The organism is Dyella sp. (genome assembly GCF_036568765.1).
Taxonomy (GTDB): Bacteria; Pseudomonadota; Gammaproteobacteria; order Xanthomonadales; family Rhodanobacteraceae; genus GSA-30.
Genome location: NZ_DATCRY010000029.1, coordinates 21,754 through 42,283 on the forward strand (window position 1 = coordinate 21,754; position 20,530 = coordinate 42,283).

A 20,530-nucleotide genomic window follows, 5' to 3' on the forward strand; every position below is an offset into this window, starting at 1 on the left:
GCATCAATGTACCGAATGGTTCGTCCAGCTTACAGGGGGAAACGCTCCATGGCCCAAGACGGGCAAAGATTGCGCCTGCGCGCGCCGTCTGCCATAGAAATGGGCATGCTGGCGGTGGCCATCACGCTTGGCATCCTGGGCTGTTCGTCCAAATCCGATGCCCTGCGCACGGCACGCTACGATCCGCTGAATCTCTATTACGACGATAGCCTGCGCAAGCACGTGATCGCAGCCTGTCATCAAGGTACGGCCACGCAGGTGAATGGGTTCGAGCAGCTTCCCGCTTGTCGTCTGGCTAACTACGAAGAGCAGCTCAAGCGCAGCGGGTGGAAGCCGCCCGGTCTGGGGCAGCGCCATCCGTCAGGTACCGCCATGCGCTGACGGCAGCGCCGCAACGTGGCACAGTGCCACGTTTATGGGCAAGGCGGAGCACGGCATGCGTAACATAGGCAAATGGCTTCTGGCGGCGGGTTTGATGGCTGGCTCAACCGTGGCCCAGGCAGGCAATCCCGTATTTTCCGGCTGGTATGCCGATCCGGAAGCGGCCATTTTCGAAGGGCAGTACTGGATATTTCCCACCACATCGGCCGCCTATGCCGAGCAGACCTACTTCGACGCGTTCTCCTCGCCCGACCTGGTGCATTGGACGCGTCATCGCGATGTGCTCGACGCCAAGGACGTGCAGTGGGCGAAAAAGGCCATGTGGGCGCCAGCGCTCGTGGCCAAAGACGGCAAGTACTACTTTTTCTTCGCGGCTAACGACATCCAGAACGACAAGGAAGTGGGCGGCATCGGCGTAGCCGTGGCCGACAAGCCACAGGGTCCGTATCGCGATCTCCTGGGCAAGCCACTGATCGGAGCTTTCCACAATGGCGCCCAGCCGATCGACCAGTTCGTGTTCAAGGATAGCGACGGCGCCTACTACATCATCTATGGCGGCTGGGGCCATGCAAACATTGCCCGGTTAAAGGACGACTTCAGCGGCGTAGCCACCCTGCCCGATGGAAGCCAATACAAGGAAATCACGCCGCAGAACTATGTCGAAGGGCCGTGCATGTTCAAGCGCGACGGCAAGTATTACCTGATGTGGTCCGAAGGCGGCTGGACCGGGCCGGACTACTCTGTGGCGTATGCCATCGCCGATTCGCCGCTGGGTCCGTTCAAGCGCATTGGCAAGATTCTGCAGCAGGATCCGGCCGTAGCGACCGGTGCCGGCCATCATTCGGTTTTTCACGTCGAAAAGGGCGACCGCTGGTACATCGTCTATCACCGCCGCCCACTGGGCGAAACGGCGGCGAACCATCGCGTCGTCGCCATCGACCGGATGAGCTTCGATACGCAAGGGCATATTGTGCCGGTGAAGATCACCAACGAAGGCGTGGCTCCCGATCCCTTACATTAGTACCGCGTCTCAGCTGGACTAAAAAGCGGGTGAACCGTTGAGAAGTAAGAGCAAAGCCGGTATCTGTACCGGCTTTCTCCATCTGCTCATCCCTCTCCACTCGCTGCCTCTGCGTGAGAGGTCTGGAAGACATCAGGCCTCGTTGGCTGACCCCAGATACTCTGCCATCGCAGCCCCAAGCGCCGGCAACGTGACAGCGCTCATATGCGTACCCGGCATCTCGGTATAGCGCGCCTGTGGCATGGCATCGGCAAGGGCACGTGCCGAGCCGTTATCGCGATCTTCGCTGCCGATCAGCACCAGGGTCGGCGTCGCGATCCGGCGAATCGCCTCCAGCGGCGTATCCACAAACGTATCGAGCACACGCAATAAAGCCACAGGATCGCCGCCTGTCGTCTTCAGAAAAGCCTCGGCCATGAACTCCGGCGAGCCACGTTCGAAAGTTCCCGGCTCGGTCAGAACACGCTGGAAAAAGCCGCTGCGGCCGGCTGTAGCCACCAACCCTTCGAGGCCCATGCCCGACAAGACCGCCCGTGCCGGCCTCGCGCCACGGGCGAGCATGCGCATGGTCGTACGAGCACCGAGCGAATAGCCGCCCAGGTCATAGTCGTCCAATTGCAAATGCTCCAACAACGCAAAGCCATCGTCGGCCAGCACGTCCGGCGGATAGGCCGCCACGTCGTGCGGCTTGGCACTGTCGCCGTGCGCGCGCAGGTCAGGCATGATCACGCGATAACCTATCGCTGCCAGCTTCGCGGCGTGGCCGTAGCGCACCCAATTGACCATCGCGTTGGAAAAATAGCCGTGGATCAACACCAGCGGCCGCCCCTGCCCCAACGCCCGGTAAGCCAACCGGGCGCCGTCGCGACCAGGAAAATAATCCAGAGAAAGTTCGGCAGTCATCGCAAGTTCCATCAATCCACCGCTTTCCGGGCATGGCGCAGTCCCGGCATGAAATACCAAACCGCAGCTACCAACTGCGCCACGACCAAGACGAGCCAGACGCTACGGTGCGCCACCAGCGGATAGTGCCCATCGACGGCTGGCCAATGCCCCAAGGCACGCCCGATGCCGATCTGCAGCAGGAAGATAGCCAGGAAGATCACCAGGGTAAACGTCGTATTGACCCGGCCAATCAAGTGTACCGGGAAGTAATGCGCCAGCACGGCATACGTGAGGATACCCGTACCTCCCAGAGCACCATAGGCCGACCACAGCAACGCTTCCGGTAATGGGACGCCCCATGCAATGGCCGCTTGCACCGCCACGAACAACATCATGGTGATGCCGGAAAACAGGTAAACCGAAATGCCGCGCTTTTCCAGGCTGCGCGCCAAGGCACCGAAGGCGATATTACCCACGATAAACGCCGCCCCCAGCACCGACACCAATGTGGCAACGCGTGCCGAAGTATCTGGCGTTTGAGGCAATACATCGTGCAGGAACGCGCCCACCCAGAGCGACTGCATCGCGTAAAACACGCCTTGATTTAAACCTGAAAAGGCCGCCAGCTTCCAGAAGCCACGGCTGCTCAGGATATGCCAGGTGCCTTTGAACTGCTCCAGTACACTCGGCTGCTTGTGTGCATCGCGCGCCACCGGCGCGAACAGCCAGATCGACGCGGCCACTATCGCAGTCAAGATCGCCAGCGCCGTGCAGATCGAGCGCCAGTCCGTCATCGATAGAAGCCACGTCAATGGCGTACCCACTGCCACGCCGCCCAGGCCTCCGACAGCCATCACCAAGCCATTGACCAAGGTCAGCTGGGTCACCGGGAAATACTGTGCCGTAGCCTTGAACGCACCGCCAAGGCACACTGAAACGCCGACGCCGATCAATAGTCGGCCAGCCATCATCATCGGCAAGGTGCTGGCGCTGCCGAATACGAAGATCCCGACGGCTGCAAGCAGCATGACGCAAGCCGTGACACGGCGGGGGCCATAGTGGTCCAGCAGTACACCCGCTGGAATCTGCGCGCCGGCAAACCCCAGGAAATACATGCTGGTCAATGTGCCCAGATCGCTGGCTGAAAACCCGAGTTCACGCGTCAGGAACGGCGCAAACCCCAGGTTCACCCCGCGAAACAGGAAGGAAACAAAATAGCCCGCCGCGAAAACCGCGAACAGGCGTACTCGGGTAGATGTCATGGAGATCGGGGGAGCGGCAAAGATCCTATTATTGGCGATCGACCACCGCACCGAAACCCCGAGGCCTGCACGGATCGCGTAAATTCAAGGGATTTGCTGCCCGGCCGTGATAGGCTGCCGCGATAAGCCTCGAACGAACCTCACGCTTAAGGGGAAGCCATGATTCGTCGCCTTGCGCTTACAGCCTTTGCCTCCCTGCTGCTTGCCGCCTGCCAGACAACGCCCGAACGCGCCATACCGGCCCCATCGTGGAGCAGCGACGATGGTTCGAGCATGGACCGCGCTGTCGTAATAACGGCAGTCAATGAACCCGAGGGCGTCAATGCCGAGGGGACTTGGGCCAAGGCACATTTGCCTGGCGCGCTGAAGAAATCGCAAGCCTTGCTCAAAGGCCATGGCCGCTGGTACGACTCCATCGACTATCAACTGCCCTCCGGCGAGAAGAAGACGATTTATTACGATATTTCCTCGTTCTTCGGGAAACTCTGAAGCCACTCGCGTCGAGCACGATCCACGACGCCGAGTAGCGTCCAGGGATGTCAGACTCGGCGATGGCGTTGCTGCCCATACCCACAAACGAATATTCAGTCGACCTTATTGGCAGAAATCAAGCCGTCGGGTAATACCTTCACTCCCGCTGCTGCATGCCAGGCAAGGACATGGCTCAAAAATCGTTCCTGATGCACCGCATCGCTAAAGGCACGACGGGGTACGATCATCGCATGGCCATTTGTACCGACAATGGCTACTGTACCGCCGCTTCCTTGAATCGACGCGACCTCCCTCCATGAGCGTGAGCCCGATGCATTGCCGATCTCCGAATACCAGCCATGGGCGTCGACTTTCAGCAATCGCTCCCCGCGCTTGAACAGCACCTGTGGCACACAAGCCATCACGCATACGACCAGCGTCATCGATATCAAAAGACTCAGCAGCATGGGCGCTGGCGAAGCGATGGGAAACAGCATACGGCTCAGCGGCCATACCATAACGACTGCCCATAACGCATGCAGTTTCCAGAATTTTCTTTTCCAGCTACGCCAATACCAGCGCCAGACTTCCGCCCTCGATGAGCGATAGCGCAATACATAACTGCCACTTGTCGCATCGTCAGCTGTTGCCGCCATGCCATGACCTATAACCCGACACCGGTTTGCCCGGCACTCGCCATCGCTCACCGCGATGCCCCTGTCCAAGTATGCATGCCGTACCGCCCCCTTCAAGCACCAAACAGACCAAACCACCCTATAGCTGTCAACCGCATGCCCCGCTATCGTTGACAGACTCTCGTGCGCCGAGCATAGCGAGCACGGCGGCAAGATCTTGCGCTTGATTTACAAGGATGAAGACACGATGCCAATCTCAAGCTTCACTATGTCACGTCTGGTCGCCTTGCTTTGCTTGATCGCGCTGCCGTTGTCGGCTCCCGCCGCTTTTGCTCAAGCGACGCCCTGCAAAGAGCCAGCGACCACCGCCACCGTCGATATGCCCGCAGCGCCATTCGGCATGGCCAGCACCGCCGATGCCTGTTGGATATTCGTTTCGCTCGCTTACGACAAAGGCCATGGCGGCATCGCCGTGCTGCATAACGAGAACGGTGCATTCAAACTTGTCCGTGTCCAGGCGCTCGATGCGGCAGCCTTCGGCGAAAGCCTCAGCAGCGATGGCAAACTGCTTGCCGTAGCCACGGAGGCAGGCGTGAGCGTGCTGGATGCCGCGCGTTTGGAAAGTGGCGACGGCACCGCATTGCTCGGCACGCTCAGCGACGGCGGGGACGCCGGTTATATCGAAACGGCAGTCACCGCCGATGGCCATCTTCTGTTCGTCAGCGAAGAGAGCAATCGTCGCCTTGGCGTGTTCGATCTCGCCAAGGCCCGCGAACATGACTTCAAGGGCGATGCATTGATCGGTCATGTCCCTACCGGCCTTGGGCCTGTCGGCCTTGCGTTTTCGCCGGACGGCAACGCGCTTTATTCGGTGAGCGAAGTCACGCCACCCGCATTGAAACTACCGGCCAGTTGCGACGCGGAAAGCGCACAACAACGTCAGCACTCGCCCGGGTTACTCATCCGCATCGACACCGCCAAGGCTGCCACCGATCCCGCCAAAGCCGCCATCGCCTTCGCCAGCGCAGGCTGCAATCCCGTGCGGGTGGCGGTATCGCCCGACGGCAGCGATGTCTGGGTCACCGCGCGAGGCGAAAACGCCTTGTTGCGTCTGAGCACCGCGGATATGCAGCCCGGTCGCACGGATCGTCACTGGAATCGTTATGCGGCAGGTCCCAGCCCGGTAGGCCTAGCTATCCGTGGCGACGGGCAACAAGTCTGGGTAACCGATTCGAATCGTTTCCAGAAAGCCGGCGAGCAGGCTGGATTGGCTGGATGGGAGATCGGCAGTAGCGCTTCCGCCAAACGCTTTTCCATACCGCTCGATGGCTTTCCGCGCGAATTGATCTTCCTGCCGCGGAGTCAAACCCTGGTCACCACGCTCTATGCGGGGAAAAAAGTCGTTTTCGTACCAACCGGTAAATAATTCGCTGTCAGAGGAGACAAGCAGCACATGGAAGCATCGCAAGTCATCCGCATGGAACTTGACCCTAACGAACAATTGATCTGGTCTGGCACACCACGACAAGGACCTGTCTTGCACGCATCCGATGCCGCGGCCATCCCCTTCGGTCTGGTATGGACCAGCATAATCGCCGTCATCGGATATCGATCGTATGCCCGCGGCGATTCGCTCCACGAACTGCTTTGGTTCGCACCGTTCCTTCTGGTGGCGATTCATCTGCTCTTCGGGCGATTCTTCGTGGAGAGTCTGCAACGCAGCAAGACTTACTATGGCGTGACGACCAAGCGAGTCGTGATCGTCTCCGGCCTGTTCAATCGACAGGTCACCAGCCTGGATCTGGGAGACCTGGACAACATCACACTGTCCGAGCGCAGCAATCAGAGCGGCACGATTGTTTTCGGCCCGGGAAAGCCAACCTATGGCGGCCTGGTCTTTGGCAGCCGTACAAGCGGAGCACCATTGACATCGCCGTCATTCGACATGATTCAGGGAGCGCGCAAGGTCTACAACCAGATACGCGATGCCAAAGCACGGACGCCAAAATGATTCTGCGGGAGCGATTTCAGCGGCATGCATAAGTGCAAGAGATTGAAACTCGCTTCAACGCGCCCTCTCCCCTGGCTCTGCCAGAGGAGAGGACCGGGTTGAGGGGCTTCGCCACGAAATCCGCCAGCCGTCGTCAAATCGACTTTACCTCACCGCCATCCATCCGCAACATCGAGCCGGTCATCCATCTCGCCGCCGGCGACACGAGGAATGCCAGCAACTCCGCGATCTCTTCGGGCTCGCCATATCGTGCAATTCCTACGTCCTTTGGAAATTGCTCCATCGCCTCCTCCACCGTTGTCTGGTGCAACGGCGCCCAATGTTCCAGGTACGAACGCCGCCGGCCGGTCATCACCGGCCCCGGCAAGACGCTATTGACCTGCACACCGTCGGCAATGCCCCGATCCGCGAACGCCTTGGCCAATGCGACGATCGCGGCATTGATCGTACCGACTGCCGCATACGGCGCCTTGGGGAAAATCGCCGAGTTGCCCGAGGTCAGCACCACCGCACCGCCTGCCGCCTTCAATGCCTGCCATGCTTCGATGGTCAGGCGACGCGCACCATGTAGCTTGAGCGCCATGCCGTCGTCCCACTGCTTGTCCGTCATCTCGAACAAATCGATCTGCGGCACGGCACCGGCGATATTAAGCAACGCATCGACCCGGCCGAACGCCGCCAGCGTCCGTTCCACCACGATCCGGGCCGATGCTGCCTCAGCCAAGTCCAGATCTACGATCAACGGCTCGGCCCCGAGCTCCTTGACCTTGGCAGCTGTCTCCATGAGCTTGTCGCGATTGCGCGCGACGAGAACGATCGATGAAAAGTCCTTGGCCAAACGCACCGCGGCAGCACGACCGATTCCCTGGCTCGCACCCGTCACTATCGCAACCGACTTAGTCATATCGCTCTCCCGATCAGTCGGCTAGAAACGCGGCAATAGCTTCGGCAATTTCCTTCGCATGTGTTTCCAACGCGAAGTGGCCACTGTCGACGAAACGCACCTGCGCATCCGGCATATCGCGCTTGAACGCCTCAGCGCCCGGCGGCAGGAAGAACGGATCGTTCTTGCCCCAGATCGCCAGGAAGCGCGGGCGATGCGTACGGAAGTACGCCTGGAATTCCGGATAGAGCGCGATATTGCTCTTGTAGTCGCCAAACAGATCCAACTGGATCTCGTCAGCACCCGGGCGCGCCAGATAGTGATCGTCCAGCGTGTAACCGTCAGGAGAAACGCTCGATGGGTCGACGACGCCATGCGTGTACTGGAAGTAAGTCGTCTCAGGCGCCAGCATGCTACGCAATGCTTCGCGATTGGCCTTCGACGGATCCTTCCAGTACGCCCGAATCGGATTCCAACCGTCGCTCAAGCCTTCCTCATAAGCGTTGCCATTTTGCGAAACGATCGCCGTAATGCGTTCCGGATGCCGCGTAGCGATGCGGAAGCCTGTCGGTGCGCCATAATCGAATACATACAGTGCGAAACGATCCAGCCCAAGCACCTCGGTAAAGCGATCGATCACATCCGTCATCCGCTCGAAGCTGTACTCGAACTTCTCGCGTGGCGGCATATCGGATTGGCCGAAGCCCGGCAGATCGGGCGCAATCAGGCGAAAACGGCCGCTCAGCAGCGGAATCAGATCGCGGAACATGTGGCTCGAGGTCGGGAAGCCGTGCAACAGCAGCAGCACTGGCGCGTCGACACGCCCCGCTTCGCGATAAAACACCTTGAAACCATCGACATCGACAGCATGGTAATGAACATGGGACATGATATGTACTCCTATTGAGATCGGTCAGGTGGCGGCAGGAATGCCGCAAAGAAGGTGCGTCAGGCGCGCGCACCCGGTACTTCAGGGCGCAGGTAAAGAAATAGAGCCGCGCAGATCGTCGCGAATCCCACCCAGGGGGCGACCAAGGCAACGATCATCGCGCCGATAAACATGAGCAGGGTCGTCAAGGAACGACGGCGCGCCATGCGGCGCATCCGAAGGCAGAGCACCGCATCGTCCGCTTGAGCGATGACCTCGCCCTCGAAGAACCGGTAAGCCAGGTTCACGCATACGAAAATCGCGGCATAAACCGTTACCGGCGCAGATGCCAGTTGTGTGCGCGCCATCCAGGAAGTAGCAAACGGCACTAACGCCACGAAGAACAGGTGCGCGAAATTGATCCAGATCAGCCGAGCGGTTACGCGATCTATGAATCCGAACAGATGATGGTGATTGACCCAGACAATGGCGATGAACAAATAGCTCACCGCATAACCGATCGCCGTGGGCCACAACGGCAGTAACGCCGCAAAACTGGCCGACTCCGGCGCCTTGAGTTCCAGCACCATGATCGTGATGATCACCGCGATCACTGCATCCGAGAACGCCGCCAACCTGTCTGCCGTCACCTTTCGCTCACGCATGACACTTCTCCCGCCCGGATTCATGAATGGCAAGCCGCTGCGTCAACCGCCGGTCTGCGCTACGGCATCGAGAATCAGTGCCGTGACCGCCGCGGGGGCGGTAACGTTGGGCAAGTGATCGACAGGCAATGCGCGGATATGCGCCTGCATCCGTTCGGCCATAAAGCGCTGCGTCTTCGCCGGAATCATCCGGTCTTGCTCGGCCAGCAGGTACCACGCCGGCACGTCGAGCCACCGCGGGCGACCGACCGGCACGGTGATGCACAGCGGCGAAATAGGTGCCTGGCCAGCCGCGAGCACAGCCTGCTCCTCCGGTGTGGCGTCCTGCGTGAATGCGGTGGCGATCGCTTCCGGAGGCAGGCGAATCAGGCCGTCGGCACCCGGTGCCAGCCTCGGCGCACGCGGGTCCTGCTCATATCGATAAAACACGTCGGCCACCGTTTCACCCTCGGCAGGCGCCAAGCCGGCGATATAGACCAGCGCACGCACGCGCGGATGGCGGATCGTGCCGATCACCGCGCCGGCATAGGCATGCCCTGCCAACACGACAGGGCCGCTCAAATCTTCCAATTGCCTGTCCAGCGCCGCTGTGTCATCGGCCAAGGAGGAAAGCGGCAGGGACGCCGTAACCACATTAAGCCCATTACTCCGGAGCTGACGAGCCACCTTCTCCCAACCGGACTCATCCGCCCACGCGCCATGGACCAGCACTACATTCGTCGTCTGACTTGCCATAAAAGCCTCTCTTTAGCTGTGTCTGCTCGTAGGATCCCGGCGGCCTCGGCTTGAGATACAACGTAACCGCCCCGATATGCATGGAGAGGTTATTCAACGGAAAGTAACTTGTCAATAGGCATTTAGACGGTTACTGTCCACCTATAGGAGGTCACACATGTCCCAATCCGCGCCCGCTTTTTTTCTTGCCGACTCGCTCGGTCTGGATTTCCTCAATTCCGTTGCCACACCGATCGACACACCCGTCGACTGGCTCGAAGATGGCGAAGGCTTCCTGGGCTGGCTGGAGCAGGCGCGGCTAGTGCCCTCGGACGTACTCGCTGCGATGCGCGCGCGTGCCATGCCTGATGAGGTCGACCTCGTCGCCGCCAAGGCGCGCAATCTGCGCGAGTGGTTCCGGGGATTCGTGCGCGAGCACAAGGGACGGCCACTGCAACAAGCCGACCTGGCGGCGTTGGAGCCGCTGAATCAATGGCTGGAACGCGACGAGGGGTTCGATCGCATCGTCGCCGACGAGCAAGGCTCGTCTCCACAGTTCATCCTGCAACGATCGCGGCGCTGGAGCACACCGGAGGCTTTGTTGCTTCCTGTGGTGGATGCGATGGCACGATTGGTTTGCGAGGAAGATTTCTCGCACGTGAAGGCCTGCGAGGGACCGGCTTGCACGTTGCTATTCGCCGACCATACGCGTGGCCACGTGCGCCGCTGGTGCAGCATGGCCCAATGCGGCAACCGCGCCAAACAGGCCGCGCATCGGCAGCGGACAAAAGTCGGTCAAACCCATCTGCATTGATGACGCCACGGACAGGAGGAAGGCTTCCTTATCTTCCTCCTTACCGCCTCCCTACCCCGGCCGAAGTACCTTTCGACGCTGTCCGAGTCGGATCACGTGCGCTGTTGTACTGCCGCAGCGATGACCGGGCTATGAAAAAAACAAGTCCATCTATATGCATCGGGCGTGACAGCCACATTCAAGCAAGGCGGCGGACATGCGTCGCGCTTTCCTCTGTTACCGGCACGAAACCGATCGTGCTGTAGAAGCGTGCCGCTTCCAGGGTGTCGGTCCGCAAGCGGACGACAAGAAAACGACCGCGCGCATCGGCAAGCAGGCGCTCGACCAGGACGGTGGCTGCGCCACGGCGGCGAGCTCGCCGCAATATGTAGACATGCCGCAGGCGACCGATGTCATCCGTTTGAGCATAAGGGTCGCGGTTGATACCGCCCACACCGACAAGCACACCGTCCTCGTAAACACCAAGCAGCGCTTCCCCAGGACGATCGAAGCGATTTGTGCCATCCAGCCACTCGGTATGGAGACGGTCGAGAAATGGGAAGCCTTGGTCGCCAGCCTCCTGGAGGAGGGCATCGAAGCCAGGGGACTCAGGGGTGACTGACGTTAGTTGTAGATGCATATGCATAAGTTTTGAACAGGTGGCCTGAGGCAACGCTCTCTTTTCCCAACCTTCCCTTCAAGCTGCGGGAGTGGTCGATCAGCCGATGCTTTCTTCTCCCCCGCTTGCAAAGGAGACCAGGAGGCAGCGAACACCTGCGATACTCCCCCCTATTGTCCTCGCCAACTCAAGGAATTTCCCATGTCGAAAGTCGTCGTCCGAAGCTTCGCTCTTTCCCTCGACGGCTTCAGCGCCGGCCTTCACCAGAGCCTGGAAAACCCGCTCGGCATGCGCGCCTTGCCCCTGATGGAATGGTTTTTTCACACCCAAAGCTGGCGCAGCATGCATGGTCAGGAAGGCGGCGAAACCGGGATCGACAACGATATTGCCAAGCTCGGCTTCGACAACATCGGCCCATGGATCCTTGGCCGCAACATGTTCGGCCCCGTACGCGGCCCCTGGCCGGACGACAACTGGAAAGGCTGGTGGGGCGAGGAGCCGCCGTATCGCGCCGATGTGTTCGTGCTGACCCATCATCCACGCGCACCGCTGCACATGGCCGGGGGCACCGTCTTCCACTTCATTACCGATGGCATCGAATCTGCCTTGGCGCAGGCCAAAGAAGCCGCTGGCGGACGCAACATCCGCATCGGCGGCGGCGTCGATACGGTCCGGCAATATCTACGCGCGGGCCTGATCGACGATATGCATCTGGCTGTTCGCCCCGTGCTCCTGGGCGAGGGCGAACATCTATTCAGCGGTATCGACATGCAAGCGCTCGGCTATACGTGCAGCAAGACCGTCTACGGAGAGCGCGCCATGCACGTATTCATCGAGCGGGATCCAGCATCCCATAGTGCACAGCAAGCCATACGGTAGGCATGTCAGGATCGGTCCATTCGACACGATGGCGACATTGCGGCGGAAGATCGACAAAATCTCCCGGGTGCAATACGCGCGGAGCCTCTTCACCCTCGATCCAGAGGCCCGCGGAACCTCTCAACACCACCACCCACTCTCCCTGCGGCTGGCAATACCAGAAGTCGGGGGGGCTGGCCTGACCGGTCGAAACAATGCGCTCGATGCGCACATCCGGGCGGCCTAAAAGGTCTTCGAAGGTTTCGCCCTGCGCATTGCCGACTGCCGGCAGGTAATTCTCAAACAAGTTGGCAGACATAGGACCTCCTTTCCATGGTGTCCATTCGGGAACGTAGCAGATTTTGAGCCTTCGCTCGACCCGGCTCGTCGTGAACACGATGTGCCAAAGGTAGGAATTGACTAATTTAGATCGATCCTAAAGGATGGACCGATTCGCCGGCCGCCCTTGGGAATGTCATGTCCGTGCCCAATCCCCGTACGACATTGCGCTCGCTGTTGTGCGCGATAGCTTTTGCCGCGGCATCTCACGCCACGGCAAGCAACGCACCGACTCCGCAAGCGACGCTGCAGGTCGACCCGGCGACAGGAACGCCAAAACTATCGATACAAGACAAACAAGGACAGCACCTGCTGGATGTCACGCTCGGCCTTCGCACGACCGAGGGCGACTTTGTGCAGGACCTGCACATGCTTTCCCGCACACAGCGCACCATCGACGAGCGCTATCGCATGACCACGGGCAAGCGACTCGATCGTCACTACCGCCAGCATGAGACCCGTTATTTGCTTGCCACCCGTGACGGGCGGCAACTGGCTGTCGTGGTGCGCGTCGCCTCCGACGGCATCGCTTTTCGCTACGAAGTGCCTGGCAGCGCGCACCCGATAATGACTGGCGAAGCTTCCGCCTTTGCGCTGCCCGCAGATGCGCCGGCCTGGCTGCTGCCTTATAACCCCTGGTACGAAAAGCCACGCGAACAGACCACCTCTACGCAGGCCGCCGACGGCGACTATGGTTATCCGTCGCTGTTCCGTATCGGCGAAACGTATGTGCTGATCACCGAAGCTAATGCCGATGGCCGCTACGATGGCAGCCATCTCCAGCACAAATCCGGCTCGTCCACTTACGACTTGCGCCTCGCCGATCCACGCGTGGAAACCGACGGGACTACGCCATGGCGTACGCTCTTCATCGGCAATCTCGCCACTGTCACCGGATCGACCCTGGTCGACGATCTGGCTGACCCGGCGCGTTTCACCGACACCTCCTGGATACGTCCCGGCAAAGTGGCATGGTCATGGCTGAGCGACCGCGACAGCCCGGGCGACCCGGACCGGCAGAAAGCCTTCATCGATTTCGCCTCACGGCACGGTTGGCCCTACGTGCTTATCGACGAAGGCTGGAAGGCCGAATGGCTGCCCGCCGTCGCCGCGTATGCACGACAGCATCGTGTGGACCTGCTGCTATGGTTCAAATGGCAAGATCTCGATACCCAGGCCAAGCGCGACGAGAAGCTCGCCCAAGTCAAGGCCTGGGGCGTCAAGGGCATCAAGGTCGACTTCATGAACTCCGACAGTCAGGCGCGTTACCGCTGGTACGACGCGATCCTGGCCGATACCGCGCGCCTGCACCTGATGATCGACCTGCATGGCTCGACGATTCCGCATGGACTGGCGCGCACTTGGCCACACATCATGAGCATGGAAGGCGTTCGCGGCACCGAAAACGATCCGCCTGTTGCCGGCAATACCATCCAGCCATATACACGCAATGTCGTCGGTTCCATGGATTTCACCCCGGTCGCCTTCGACGACGGCCCGAAGCAAGCGAGCATCGCACACGAGACAGCGCTGCCGATCGTCTTCGAATCGGCCTGGACCAGTTTTGCCGACTCGCCGCAAGCCTACGAAAAGCGGCCGCAAGCCCTGGCTCTGCTGGATCGCATTCCCACCGTCTGGGACGATACGCGCTGGCTGGCCGGCACACCGGGTCAGGACATCGCCATCGCTCGCCGCAGTGGCAACCTCTGGTTTATCGGCGCCATCGCCGCCGGCCCGGCACATCGGTTTACCGTGCCGCTAGCTGCGCTCGGCGGCCAACGCTGGCTGGTGGATATTCTGCAGGACGGTCCTGGCGAGAACCGGACGGACGTGGTGCACAGCACGCGGGAGCTGGCCGCAGGCGACAGTCTGAGCCTCGACGTCCGTGAGAACGGAGGCTTCGCAGCGGTGGCCTGCCCGGCGCGTCCAGGCCTCACCTCATGCTACCAACCCTCCCGGTAAGAACCTCTCGCGTTCACAAGGTGCCGGAGGCACACTGTCCCTGGACACACAGGGGGAAAAGGGACATGACCGCGCAGGACGCAGTTTCCGAAGGTACCGATGGCGCTCCCTATCTGCGCATCGACGCCATGGTATGGCTGCGCGAAACACTGGCCGACGGTGGCGACGCACTTTTGGATTTGCCCGATCGCAAGTCGTGGCGTCACCAGTTGTTCGAACACGCATGCGCGTATGCCGACTTGCCCGTCGTCGCACAACTAGGCTGGGCCATGCATGCGCTCGGCGAAGCCGATACCACCGTGCGCCTCGATACCGCACGCGCCTTATGGCGTATGGGCGAACACGAATTTGCCGGCGACCTCCTGCGGCACATATTGCTTAGTGCCCCGGAGCAGCCCGAAGCCCGGCACCTTCATCAAGATTGGTCCCAGTGGTGCCATGCCCCTCCGCTAGGCGGCGCGATGCCTTGCGACGAAGAGCTCCGCCTGCAGCCGTTGGGCCATCATCACGTCGACGACTTCCGCTGGCAATACGTCGATCCCGACATCGCTATGTTGTGCAATCTGCCGTCATTCGCCGATACCGAACAATGGCATGCCTGGCTCGACGAAACATGGGGCGGCGGCGACCAGGCACTGCTGGGTATCTGGCATCGGCAATGGGGATTTATTGGCTGTGTGGGCCTGGGCGTCTACGAGGATCTTGGCTTTTTTCACTATTGGTTGGGCAACGAGTTTCGCGGCTATGGCTTTGGCCCGCGTGCAGGTCGGGTGCTGCTGAATTTCGCGCGCGAGCATTGGGGCGTGCGCGCTTGCTACGCCAAGGTCTATGTAAGCAATGCATCGTCGCAACGAGGCTTGGCCAAGATAGGTTTCGATGCGACGGATATCCCGCTGCTCGGCAACGAGGCGATGCCCGAACTATTGATGCATTGGCCGGCGGACGAGCATTGTTCGGCCGAAGAAGCGCATCGGTTGTTTGTCGCGCTGGATATTGAAACGCAAGTTGCCTTGCCGCTTGCGCATACCGCGCGGTAGAGCAAGCCCCCCCTCACCCCGGCCCCGGCGAAGCCAGGAGAGAGGGAGCCGATTGCGGCGAGCTTCAGTGTTTCGCACTTGCGCAACCTTCCCTCTCCCTTGTTTACAGGGGGAGGATCGGGGGCCTGCCTTCGCCTGGGGGAGAGAGGCTGCGGTGAGAGGGCTCTTGCTTGTTGCGCCGTACCGCCACTAACGCCATGCAATCCAACGCAACGGCAAAGCCAACACGACACAGGCGATCGCGGCCACCATCGAGCCCGACTGCCACAACACCGCCGCCGCAAACACCGCCACAACGAAGCAGAGCTCGAACAGGAACTTCCTGGCTTCGACAGTCGATACGTCATGCACCAGCTTGGCGACAAAGGCAACGTAAGCCCACAGCACGGCCATGCCGACATAAAGCACGGCAAACGCCAGCGAGTAGACCAGGAAGGCCTCGTGCCTGGACGGGTTGGTCAGGGCGAAACGCACCACCATCGGCACCAACGCCACCAGGCTGAGCAGGCACACGAGCCCCACCAGACAGTTTGCCGCAGCGGGGAAAAAGTCGCGAGCCCTGCCGCTCAGGAAAAGCGCCCCCTCTTACCTCCGCTTCTGGTACATAAATGAGGAAAATTACCTGCCGAGGCCTGTCATGACCATCGATACGAGCGCCGACACGGCCCTGGCCTCTGCCATCTCCCAGGTGGAAAGCGGCCTGCGCGACCATGCCCTTCGGCCCGACATCGTCAGCTTCTTCGATGACGCAACCTCCACGGTCAGCCATATCGTCCGTGCACCTGGCGGCAACGCATGCGCCATCATCGATAGCGTGCTGGATTTCGACATGCCCAGCGGCCGCATCGGCCACGCTTCGGCGGAGCGGCTTGCCCACTATGTGAATGCGCATGGGCTGCAAGTAATGTGGGTGCTTGAAACACATGTTCATGCCGATCACCTCACTGCCGCGCCATGGTTGCAACGGCAACTTGGCGGATAGACCGCCATTGGGCGGGAGGTGACACGCGTTCAAGAAAGTTTCGGTCGCATCTTCAATGCCGATACGCACTTCGCCCGTGACGGCAGCCAGTTCGACCGCTTGTTCGGCGATGGAGATGGCTTCCGCATCGGTGCCTTGCCCGCGATAGCGCTGTATGTCCCCGGGCACACGCCGGCCTGTATGGCTTACGTGATCGGCGATGCCGTATTCGTCGGCGATACGCTGTTTATGCCCGACTATGGCACCGCGCGCTGCGACTTCCCCGGTGGCGACGCTGCAGCACTTTACCGCTCCATCCAACGCCTGTTTGCCCTCCCCGACGCGACCCGGGTCTTCCTTTGCCACGACTACAAGACCCCCAGCCGTGAGAGCTATGCCTGGGAAACCACCATCGGTGCCGAACGATATGGCAATATTCACGTGCGCGAAGGTATCGCCGAAGCCGACTTTGTCGCCATGCGCCAGGCACGCGACGCCACACTACCAGCACCGCGCCTGCTGTTTCCCTCGGTGCAGGTCAATATGCGTGGCGGGCGCCTGCCCGAGCCGGAGGACAACGGCACGCGGTATCTGAAGCTGCCCCTGGACGCACTGTAAGGGTAATAACACCGTGCGCATGACTTCTCTTAGTTACTGAGGAGGTACTTCCCGTGAGTTGCAGTATTATCTGGGAGTTCCACGTTGCCACAACACGCCAACGTGAATTCGAAGCCGCGTATAGCCCTACGGGGCCCTGGGCACAGCTATTCGAGCATGCTTCAGTCGACTTTCTTGGCATCGAACTGATGCGCTGCCATGACCAGGACGGCCGCTATCTGACCGTCGACCACTGGACATCCCTGGCCGCATTTCAGGCATTCAAGCGGAATTTTGCCACCGAATACGATGCCCTGGATCGGCAGCTCGAGGGCTTGGCGAGCGCCGAGATAAGTATCGGCGCATTCGAACAACTTGGTTGAGTGAAAATCACCAGAAAATCGCAGTCACTAACAAAATATGATTAATTCATTGAATTAAATGGCATTTCCATTTAATAGCACATTTCAGTCAAATTAATATTGACACCCTCGGGCATTATTGCCACCTTATCCGGCGCGCCGCACACCGACCGCCGTTGCTTCGGCACGCCTGGCAAACATCCTCGGGGGGAGGATCTATGAAGCGCATTGCGTTGTTCCTGGATGGCACCTGGAATACAGTAAGAAGCAATACCAATGTCTGGCGCATGAAATCGCTCTGCGATACCAGTGACGAGCAAATCTCGTACTACAGCCAAGGCGTAGGCACCAAGTTCGGTGAACGTATCAGGGGCGGCATGTTCGGGTACGGCCTGGACGACGAAGTCATTCGCGCCTACATGTGGCTCATGGAACACTACGACCAGGGCGATCGCATCTTCATCTTCGGTTTCAGCCGCGGCGCATTTACGGCCCGTAGCCTTGCCGGCCTGATCTCCAAATGCGGCCTGCTGAAACCCGGCTCGCCCGTTTCCATCACACAACTGTACGCGCGCTACAAGCGCGGCGATCGGGCGCACACCATTCGGAAACTCGCCAACCTGCCCGATGCCTCGCTCAGCCAGGAAGACAAGCTGGTTAAAAAGTATTCCATGGCCATTCCGATCTGGTTCCAGGGTGTCTGGGATACCGTCGGTGCGTTGGGTGTGCCTTTCGGCAATATCCCCATCATCAGCCGCTCCAACTATGGCTTCCTGGAAACGGACCTGCGCATCAACAATACACGCGCCTTCCATGCCATCGCGATCGACGAGCACCGCAAGGCCTTCGCGCCCACTTTATGGACGAAAACCGTCGAAAAAAATCACGCCGACGATACACCGCCGCCCCGACCGCTGGATCAAGTGGAGCAGCGCTGGTTTGTCGGCGCGCATGCCGACGTCGGCGGCGGCTACGAGAACGGCATGTTGGCCCAGCTTCCATTGAACTGGCTGATGCAGAAGGCCGCGAAGCACGGACTGACCTTCAAGGGCAGCATTCTGCTCGACAGCGAAGAAATCCAATCGCCGATCCACAACTCGTTCAAGGAAATGGCCTTCGGCCTGTACCGGCTCTTCCACTTCTTCATTCCTTACTACCGCACGATCGGCGCCGCGCCTTCCGAAAAGGAAGGCAAAGTGACAACCACGATCAATGAAACGATCGACGCGTCGGTCTTCGAGCGATGGCGCAAGATGCCGTCGTATCGCCCGAAGAATCTCGTCCGCTGGGCAGCGGGACATGGCGTCGATTGCAAGGATATTGAGCACACCGTAGTGGCCACCGATCCAACGGCGGGCGTCGACATGCCCCAAGCCCAAACGGCGCCAAATACCGGCATGCCTGCCTAACTTGGGTTCACTTTTCACATAGGCAGCCAAAGTGCGTTCGCAAGCAGGAGTAACCATGGGAAGGAACCTCCAATAGCCCTCCTTTCCATCGTCCCAGCGAAAGCCGGGACCCAGTGCCTTTACGCGAGCCAAGGCACTGAGTCCGCGCGTGCGCCGGGACGGCTGCACATAAAGATCTGAGGTTCTCTAAAGACCAGCCACCCTGGATTTCCAGATCAACGATAAAGGAAGGGACATGCAAGGCGAGACAAGCACAAGCCAGGGACCATGGCAGCAGATTTCAAGCGAGCGGAAATCGCGTCCGAATATCCTGATGATCATGGTCGATCAGCTTTACTACCCGAGCGCCGGTTATGGCTCGGCGGGTTTTGCAGATGGGATCAAGCAAGTGCTAAACTTTATCGGCAATATCGATCCGACGGCCAATGAATGGGCCAAGTACTACCCTGGCTTTTGTAAACTGCGTGAATACGCGACGGTCTTTACCGATCACACCATCGCCGAATCGGCCTGTATTCCGAGTCGCGCCAGCATCATGACCGGCCAGTACGGCCCGCGCACTGGCGTAACGCAGACCGATGGCTTATTCAAAAGCGGCGACGCGCAAAACTTCCCCTGGCTCAAGGCCCATGGCGCTCCAACGGTAGGCGATTATTTCCGGGAAATCGGCTACAGCACGCACTATTTCGGCAAGTGGCATGTGAGCGATCCGCCGGAGCACACGCTCGAGGGGTTCGGCTTCGGAGACTGGGAACTGTCCTGGCCCGAGCCGCATGGCTCACTGACCAATAACATGGGGGCTTATCGCGACTATCAGTTCGCCGATCTGGCCTGCGCCTTTCTGCGCAATCGTGCGCTCGGCGTGCCGTATGCGCGCAACAGCGGCACGGTGAACGCAAAGGCGCCCGATAGCCCGACTGTGCCCACACCCAAGCCCTTCTTTGCGGTGTGCTCGTTCACCAACCCGCATGACATTGCTACTTACCCAACCTTGCCGCGCGCCCTGGATCCACAGTTTCCGCCCGAGGAAAATCTGGAACAACCGATGTTCGGTCCCGGCATGTCGGTGCCGATTCCATTGCCCGGCACCTTCAGCGCGGCACCCAAGGATGGTACGTTTCGCATTCCGATGAACCCGCACGGCCTGCCGCAAGAGTGCGCCACTGCTTCGCCCACGCAGAATGAAAACCTGCTGACCAACAACAAACCGCGCGCCCAATACGACTATTCCTACAAAGTAGCCCTGGGCTTGGCGGCGAAGACGGGTCTGAGCGTCGCCCAATCCCAGGGCGGGGATGCCGCGACCCAGTTGGAAAACGCCATCAAGGCGACACTTGCCATTCCCATCCCCTTCCAATTGCAGGAGGATGCCGATGGAGCGGCAACCGGTTTCCTGCAGTACTACGCCTATATGATCGCCATGGTCGACCGGCATATTCTGCGAGTGTTGCAGACACTGGAAGAAGTGGGACTGCGCGACGACACCGTCGTTGTGTTCGCCTCAGACCACGGCGAATATGGCGCATCGCACGGCATGCTGATCGAGAAGTGGCACGGTGCGTATCAAGAGGCGCTGCATGTACCGTTCCTGGTAAGTTCGAAGAACTACAACGCCAACCGGGAAGCGCCCGTACCGATCGATGCGCTCACCAGTCACATCGATATCCTGCCGACCCTGTTGGGTATCGCCGGAGCGGATACCGCCCAGATCGAACGCGCGCGCCGTAACCTGTCCAAGACGCATCCCGCCGCTCCGCTCCAAGGGGCCAATCTCGTGCCGATCATCGCTGCAGGCGG

Annotated in this window: 22 protein-coding genes and 1 pseudogene; 13 read left to right on the plus strand and 10 right to left on the minus strand. The window is 60.1% G+C overall.

What is annotated here, in order from left to right; genetic code table 11:
• Positions 1–48: 48 nt before the first annotated feature.
• Both VIM98_RS02780 and VIM98_RS02785 read left to right on the plus strand, forming a co-directional pair.
• Entirely contained in the window at positions 49–381 is a 333-nt protein-coding gene (locus VIM98_RS02780) for a hypothetical protein (RefSeq protein ID WP_331991568.1), read from the plus strand.
• 55 nt (positions 382–436) lie between these two features.
• Positions 437–1,402 (plus strand): glycoside hydrolase family 43 protein, encoded by a 966-nt coding sequence (locus VIM98_RS02785; protein ID WP_331991569.1) that lies wholly within the window; start codon positions 437–439, stop codon positions 1,400–1,402.
• 132 nt (positions 1,403–1,534) lie between these two features.
• Here VIM98_RS02785 and VIM98_RS02790 read toward each other — a convergent pair whose 3' ends face one another.
• Together VIM98_RS02790 and VIM98_RS02795 are read right to left on the minus strand one after the other, a co-directional pair.
• A complete protein-coding gene (locus tag VIM98_RS02790; RefSeq protein WP_331991570.1) occupies positions 1,535–2,305 on the minus strand; it encodes an alpha/beta fold hydrolase in 771 nt (256 codons plus the stop codon).
• 11 nt (positions 2,306–2,316) lie between these two features.
• Complete coding sequence (locus tag VIM98_RS02795; protein WP_331991571.1) at positions 2,317–3,549, minus strand: MFS transporter; 1,233 nt, start codon at positions 3,547–3,549, stop codon at positions 2,317–2,319.
• Positions 3,550–3,708: 159 nt separating this feature from the next.
• Between VIM98_RS02795 and VIM98_RS02800 the strand changes: the two genes are divergently transcribed.
• Entirely contained in the window at positions 3,709–4,038 is a 330-nt protein-coding gene (locus VIM98_RS02800; protein ID WP_331991572.1) for a hypothetical protein, read from the plus strand.
• A gap of 95 nt (positions 4,039–4,133) precedes the next feature.
• Here the strand turns inward: VIM98_RS02800 and VIM98_RS02805 are convergent, their stop codons facing one another.
• Entirely contained in the window at positions 4,134–4,727 is a 594-nt protein-coding gene (locus tag VIM98_RS02805; RefSeq protein WP_331991573.1) for a hypothetical protein, read from the minus strand.
• Positions 4,728–4,902: 175 nt separating this feature from the next.
• Here VIM98_RS02805 and VIM98_RS02810 point away from each other — a divergent pair, with 175 nt between their 5' ends.
• Together VIM98_RS02810 and VIM98_RS02815 are read left to right on the plus strand one after the other, a co-directional pair.
• A complete protein-coding gene (locus tag VIM98_RS02810) occupies positions 4,903–6,081 on the plus strand; it encodes a hypothetical protein (protein ID WP_331991574.1) in 1,179 nt (392 codons plus the stop codon).
• 27 nt (positions 6,082–6,108) lie between these two features.
• On the plus strand, positions 6,109–6,666 hold the full coding sequence (locus VIM98_RS02815) for a hypothetical protein (protein WP_331991575.1): 558 nt from the start codon (positions 6,109–6,111) through the stop codon (positions 6,664–6,666).
• Between the two features lie 133 nt (positions 6,667–6,799).
• Here the strand turns inward: VIM98_RS02815 and VIM98_RS02820 are convergent, their stop codons facing one another.
• The 4 genes from VIM98_RS02820 to VIM98_RS02835 are packed head-to-tail and all read right to left on the minus strand — an operon-like array spanning position 6,800 to position 9,817.
• Positions 6,800–7,570, minus strand: coding sequence for an SDR family oxidoreductase (locus tag VIM98_RS02820; RefSeq protein WP_331991576.1), 771 nt, complete (start codon positions 7,568–7,570; stop codon positions 6,800–6,802).
• Positions 7,571–7,583: 13 nt separating this feature from the next.
• Complete coding sequence (locus VIM98_RS02825) at positions 7,584–8,438, minus strand: alpha/beta hydrolase (RefSeq protein WP_331991577.1); 855 nt, start codon at positions 8,436–8,438, stop codon at positions 7,584–7,586.
• 59 nt (positions 8,439–8,497) lie between these two features.
• On the minus strand, positions 8,498–9,082 hold the full coding sequence (locus VIM98_RS02830) for a TMEM175 family protein (protein WP_331991578.1): 585 nt from the start codon (positions 9,080–9,082) through the stop codon (positions 8,498–8,500).
• Between the two features lie 42 nt (positions 9,083–9,124).
• Positions 9,125–9,817, minus strand: coding sequence for an alpha/beta hydrolase (locus VIM98_RS02835; RefSeq protein ID WP_331991579.1), 693 nt, complete (start codon positions 9,815–9,817; stop codon positions 9,125–9,127).
• Between the two features lie 157 nt (positions 9,818–9,974).
• Here VIM98_RS02835 and VIM98_RS02840 point away from each other — a divergent pair, with 157 nt between their 5' ends.
• The gene (locus VIM98_RS02840; RefSeq protein ID WP_331991580.1) at positions 9,975–10,610 is read left to right on the plus strand and encodes a CGNR zinc finger domain-containing protein; all 636 of its coding nucleotides are present in this window, start codon (positions 9,975–9,977) and stop codon (positions 10,608–10,610) included.
• A gap of 178 nt (positions 10,611–10,788) precedes the next feature.
• On the opposite strand, the gene VIM98_RS20635 is transcribed toward VIM98_RS02840, so the two are convergent.
• Positions 10,789–11,235: a GNAT family N-acetyltransferase gene (locus tag VIM98_RS20635; RefSeq protein WP_414650179.1), complete on the minus strand. Its 447-nt coding sequence runs from the start codon at positions 11,233–11,235 to the stop codon at positions 10,789–10,791.
• A gap of 174 nt (positions 11,236–11,409) precedes the next feature.
• Here VIM98_RS20635 and VIM98_RS02850 point away from each other — a divergent pair, with 174 nt between their 5' ends.
• Positions 11,410–12,087, plus strand: coding sequence for a dihydrofolate reductase family protein (locus tag VIM98_RS02850; RefSeq protein WP_331991582.1), 678 nt, complete (start codon positions 11,410–11,412; stop codon positions 12,085–12,087).
• Here the strand turns inward: VIM98_RS02850 and VIM98_RS02855 are convergent.
• Complete coding sequence (locus tag VIM98_RS02855) at positions 12,038–12,385, minus strand: cupin domain-containing protein (RefSeq protein ID WP_331991583.1); 348 nt, start codon at positions 12,383–12,385, stop codon at positions 12,038–12,040. The genes VIM98_RS02850 and VIM98_RS02855 overlap by 50 nt on opposite strands.
• Before the next feature lie 158 nt (positions 12,386–12,543).
• On the opposite strand from VIM98_RS02855, the gene VIM98_RS02860 reads away from it, so the two are divergent.
• Positions 12,544–14,367: a glycoside hydrolase family 97 protein gene (locus VIM98_RS02860; protein WP_331991584.1), complete on the plus strand. Its 1,824-nt coding sequence runs from the start codon at positions 12,544–12,546 to the stop codon at positions 14,365–14,367.
• A 65-nt stretch (positions 14,368–14,432) separates the two neighbouring features.
• On the plus strand, positions 14,433–15,404 hold the full coding sequence (locus tag VIM98_RS02865) for a GNAT family N-acetyltransferase (RefSeq protein ID WP_331991585.1): 972 nt from the start codon (positions 14,433–14,435) through the stop codon (positions 15,402–15,404).
• Positions 15,405–15,593: 189 nt separating this feature from the next.
• Here VIM98_RS02865 and VIM98_RS02870 read toward each other — a convergent pair whose 3' ends face one another.
• Positions 15,594–15,917, minus strand: coding sequence for a hypothetical protein (locus VIM98_RS02870; RefSeq protein ID WP_331991586.1), 324 nt, complete (start codon positions 15,915–15,917; stop codon positions 15,594–15,596).
• A gap of 124 nt (positions 15,918–16,041) precedes the next feature.
• Here VIM98_RS02870 and VIM98_RS02875 point away from each other — a divergent pair.
• The 4 genes and pseudogenes from VIM98_RS02875 to VIM98_RS02890 all read left to right on the plus strand — a co-directional run.
• Positions 16,042–16,983: pseudogene (locus VIM98_RS02875) on the plus strand (MBL fold metallo-hydrolase).
• 53 nt (positions 16,984–17,036) lie between these two features.
• Positions 17,037–17,345: an antibiotic biosynthesis monooxygenase family protein gene (locus tag VIM98_RS02880; protein ID WP_331991587.1), complete on the plus strand. Its 309-nt coding sequence runs from the start codon at positions 17,037–17,039 to the stop codon at positions 17,343–17,345.
• 197 nt (positions 17,346–17,542) lie between these two features.
• Complete coding sequence (locus tag VIM98_RS02885) at positions 17,543–18,733, plus strand: DUF2235 domain-containing protein (RefSeq protein WP_331991588.1); 1,191 nt, start codon at positions 17,543–17,545, stop codon at positions 18,731–18,733.
• A 235-nt stretch (positions 18,734–18,968) separates the two neighbouring features.
• On the plus strand, positions 18,969–20,530 hold a 1,562-nt coding region (locus tag VIM98_RS02890), incomplete at its 3' end, for a sulfatase-like hydrolase/transferase (RefSeq protein ID WP_331991589.1).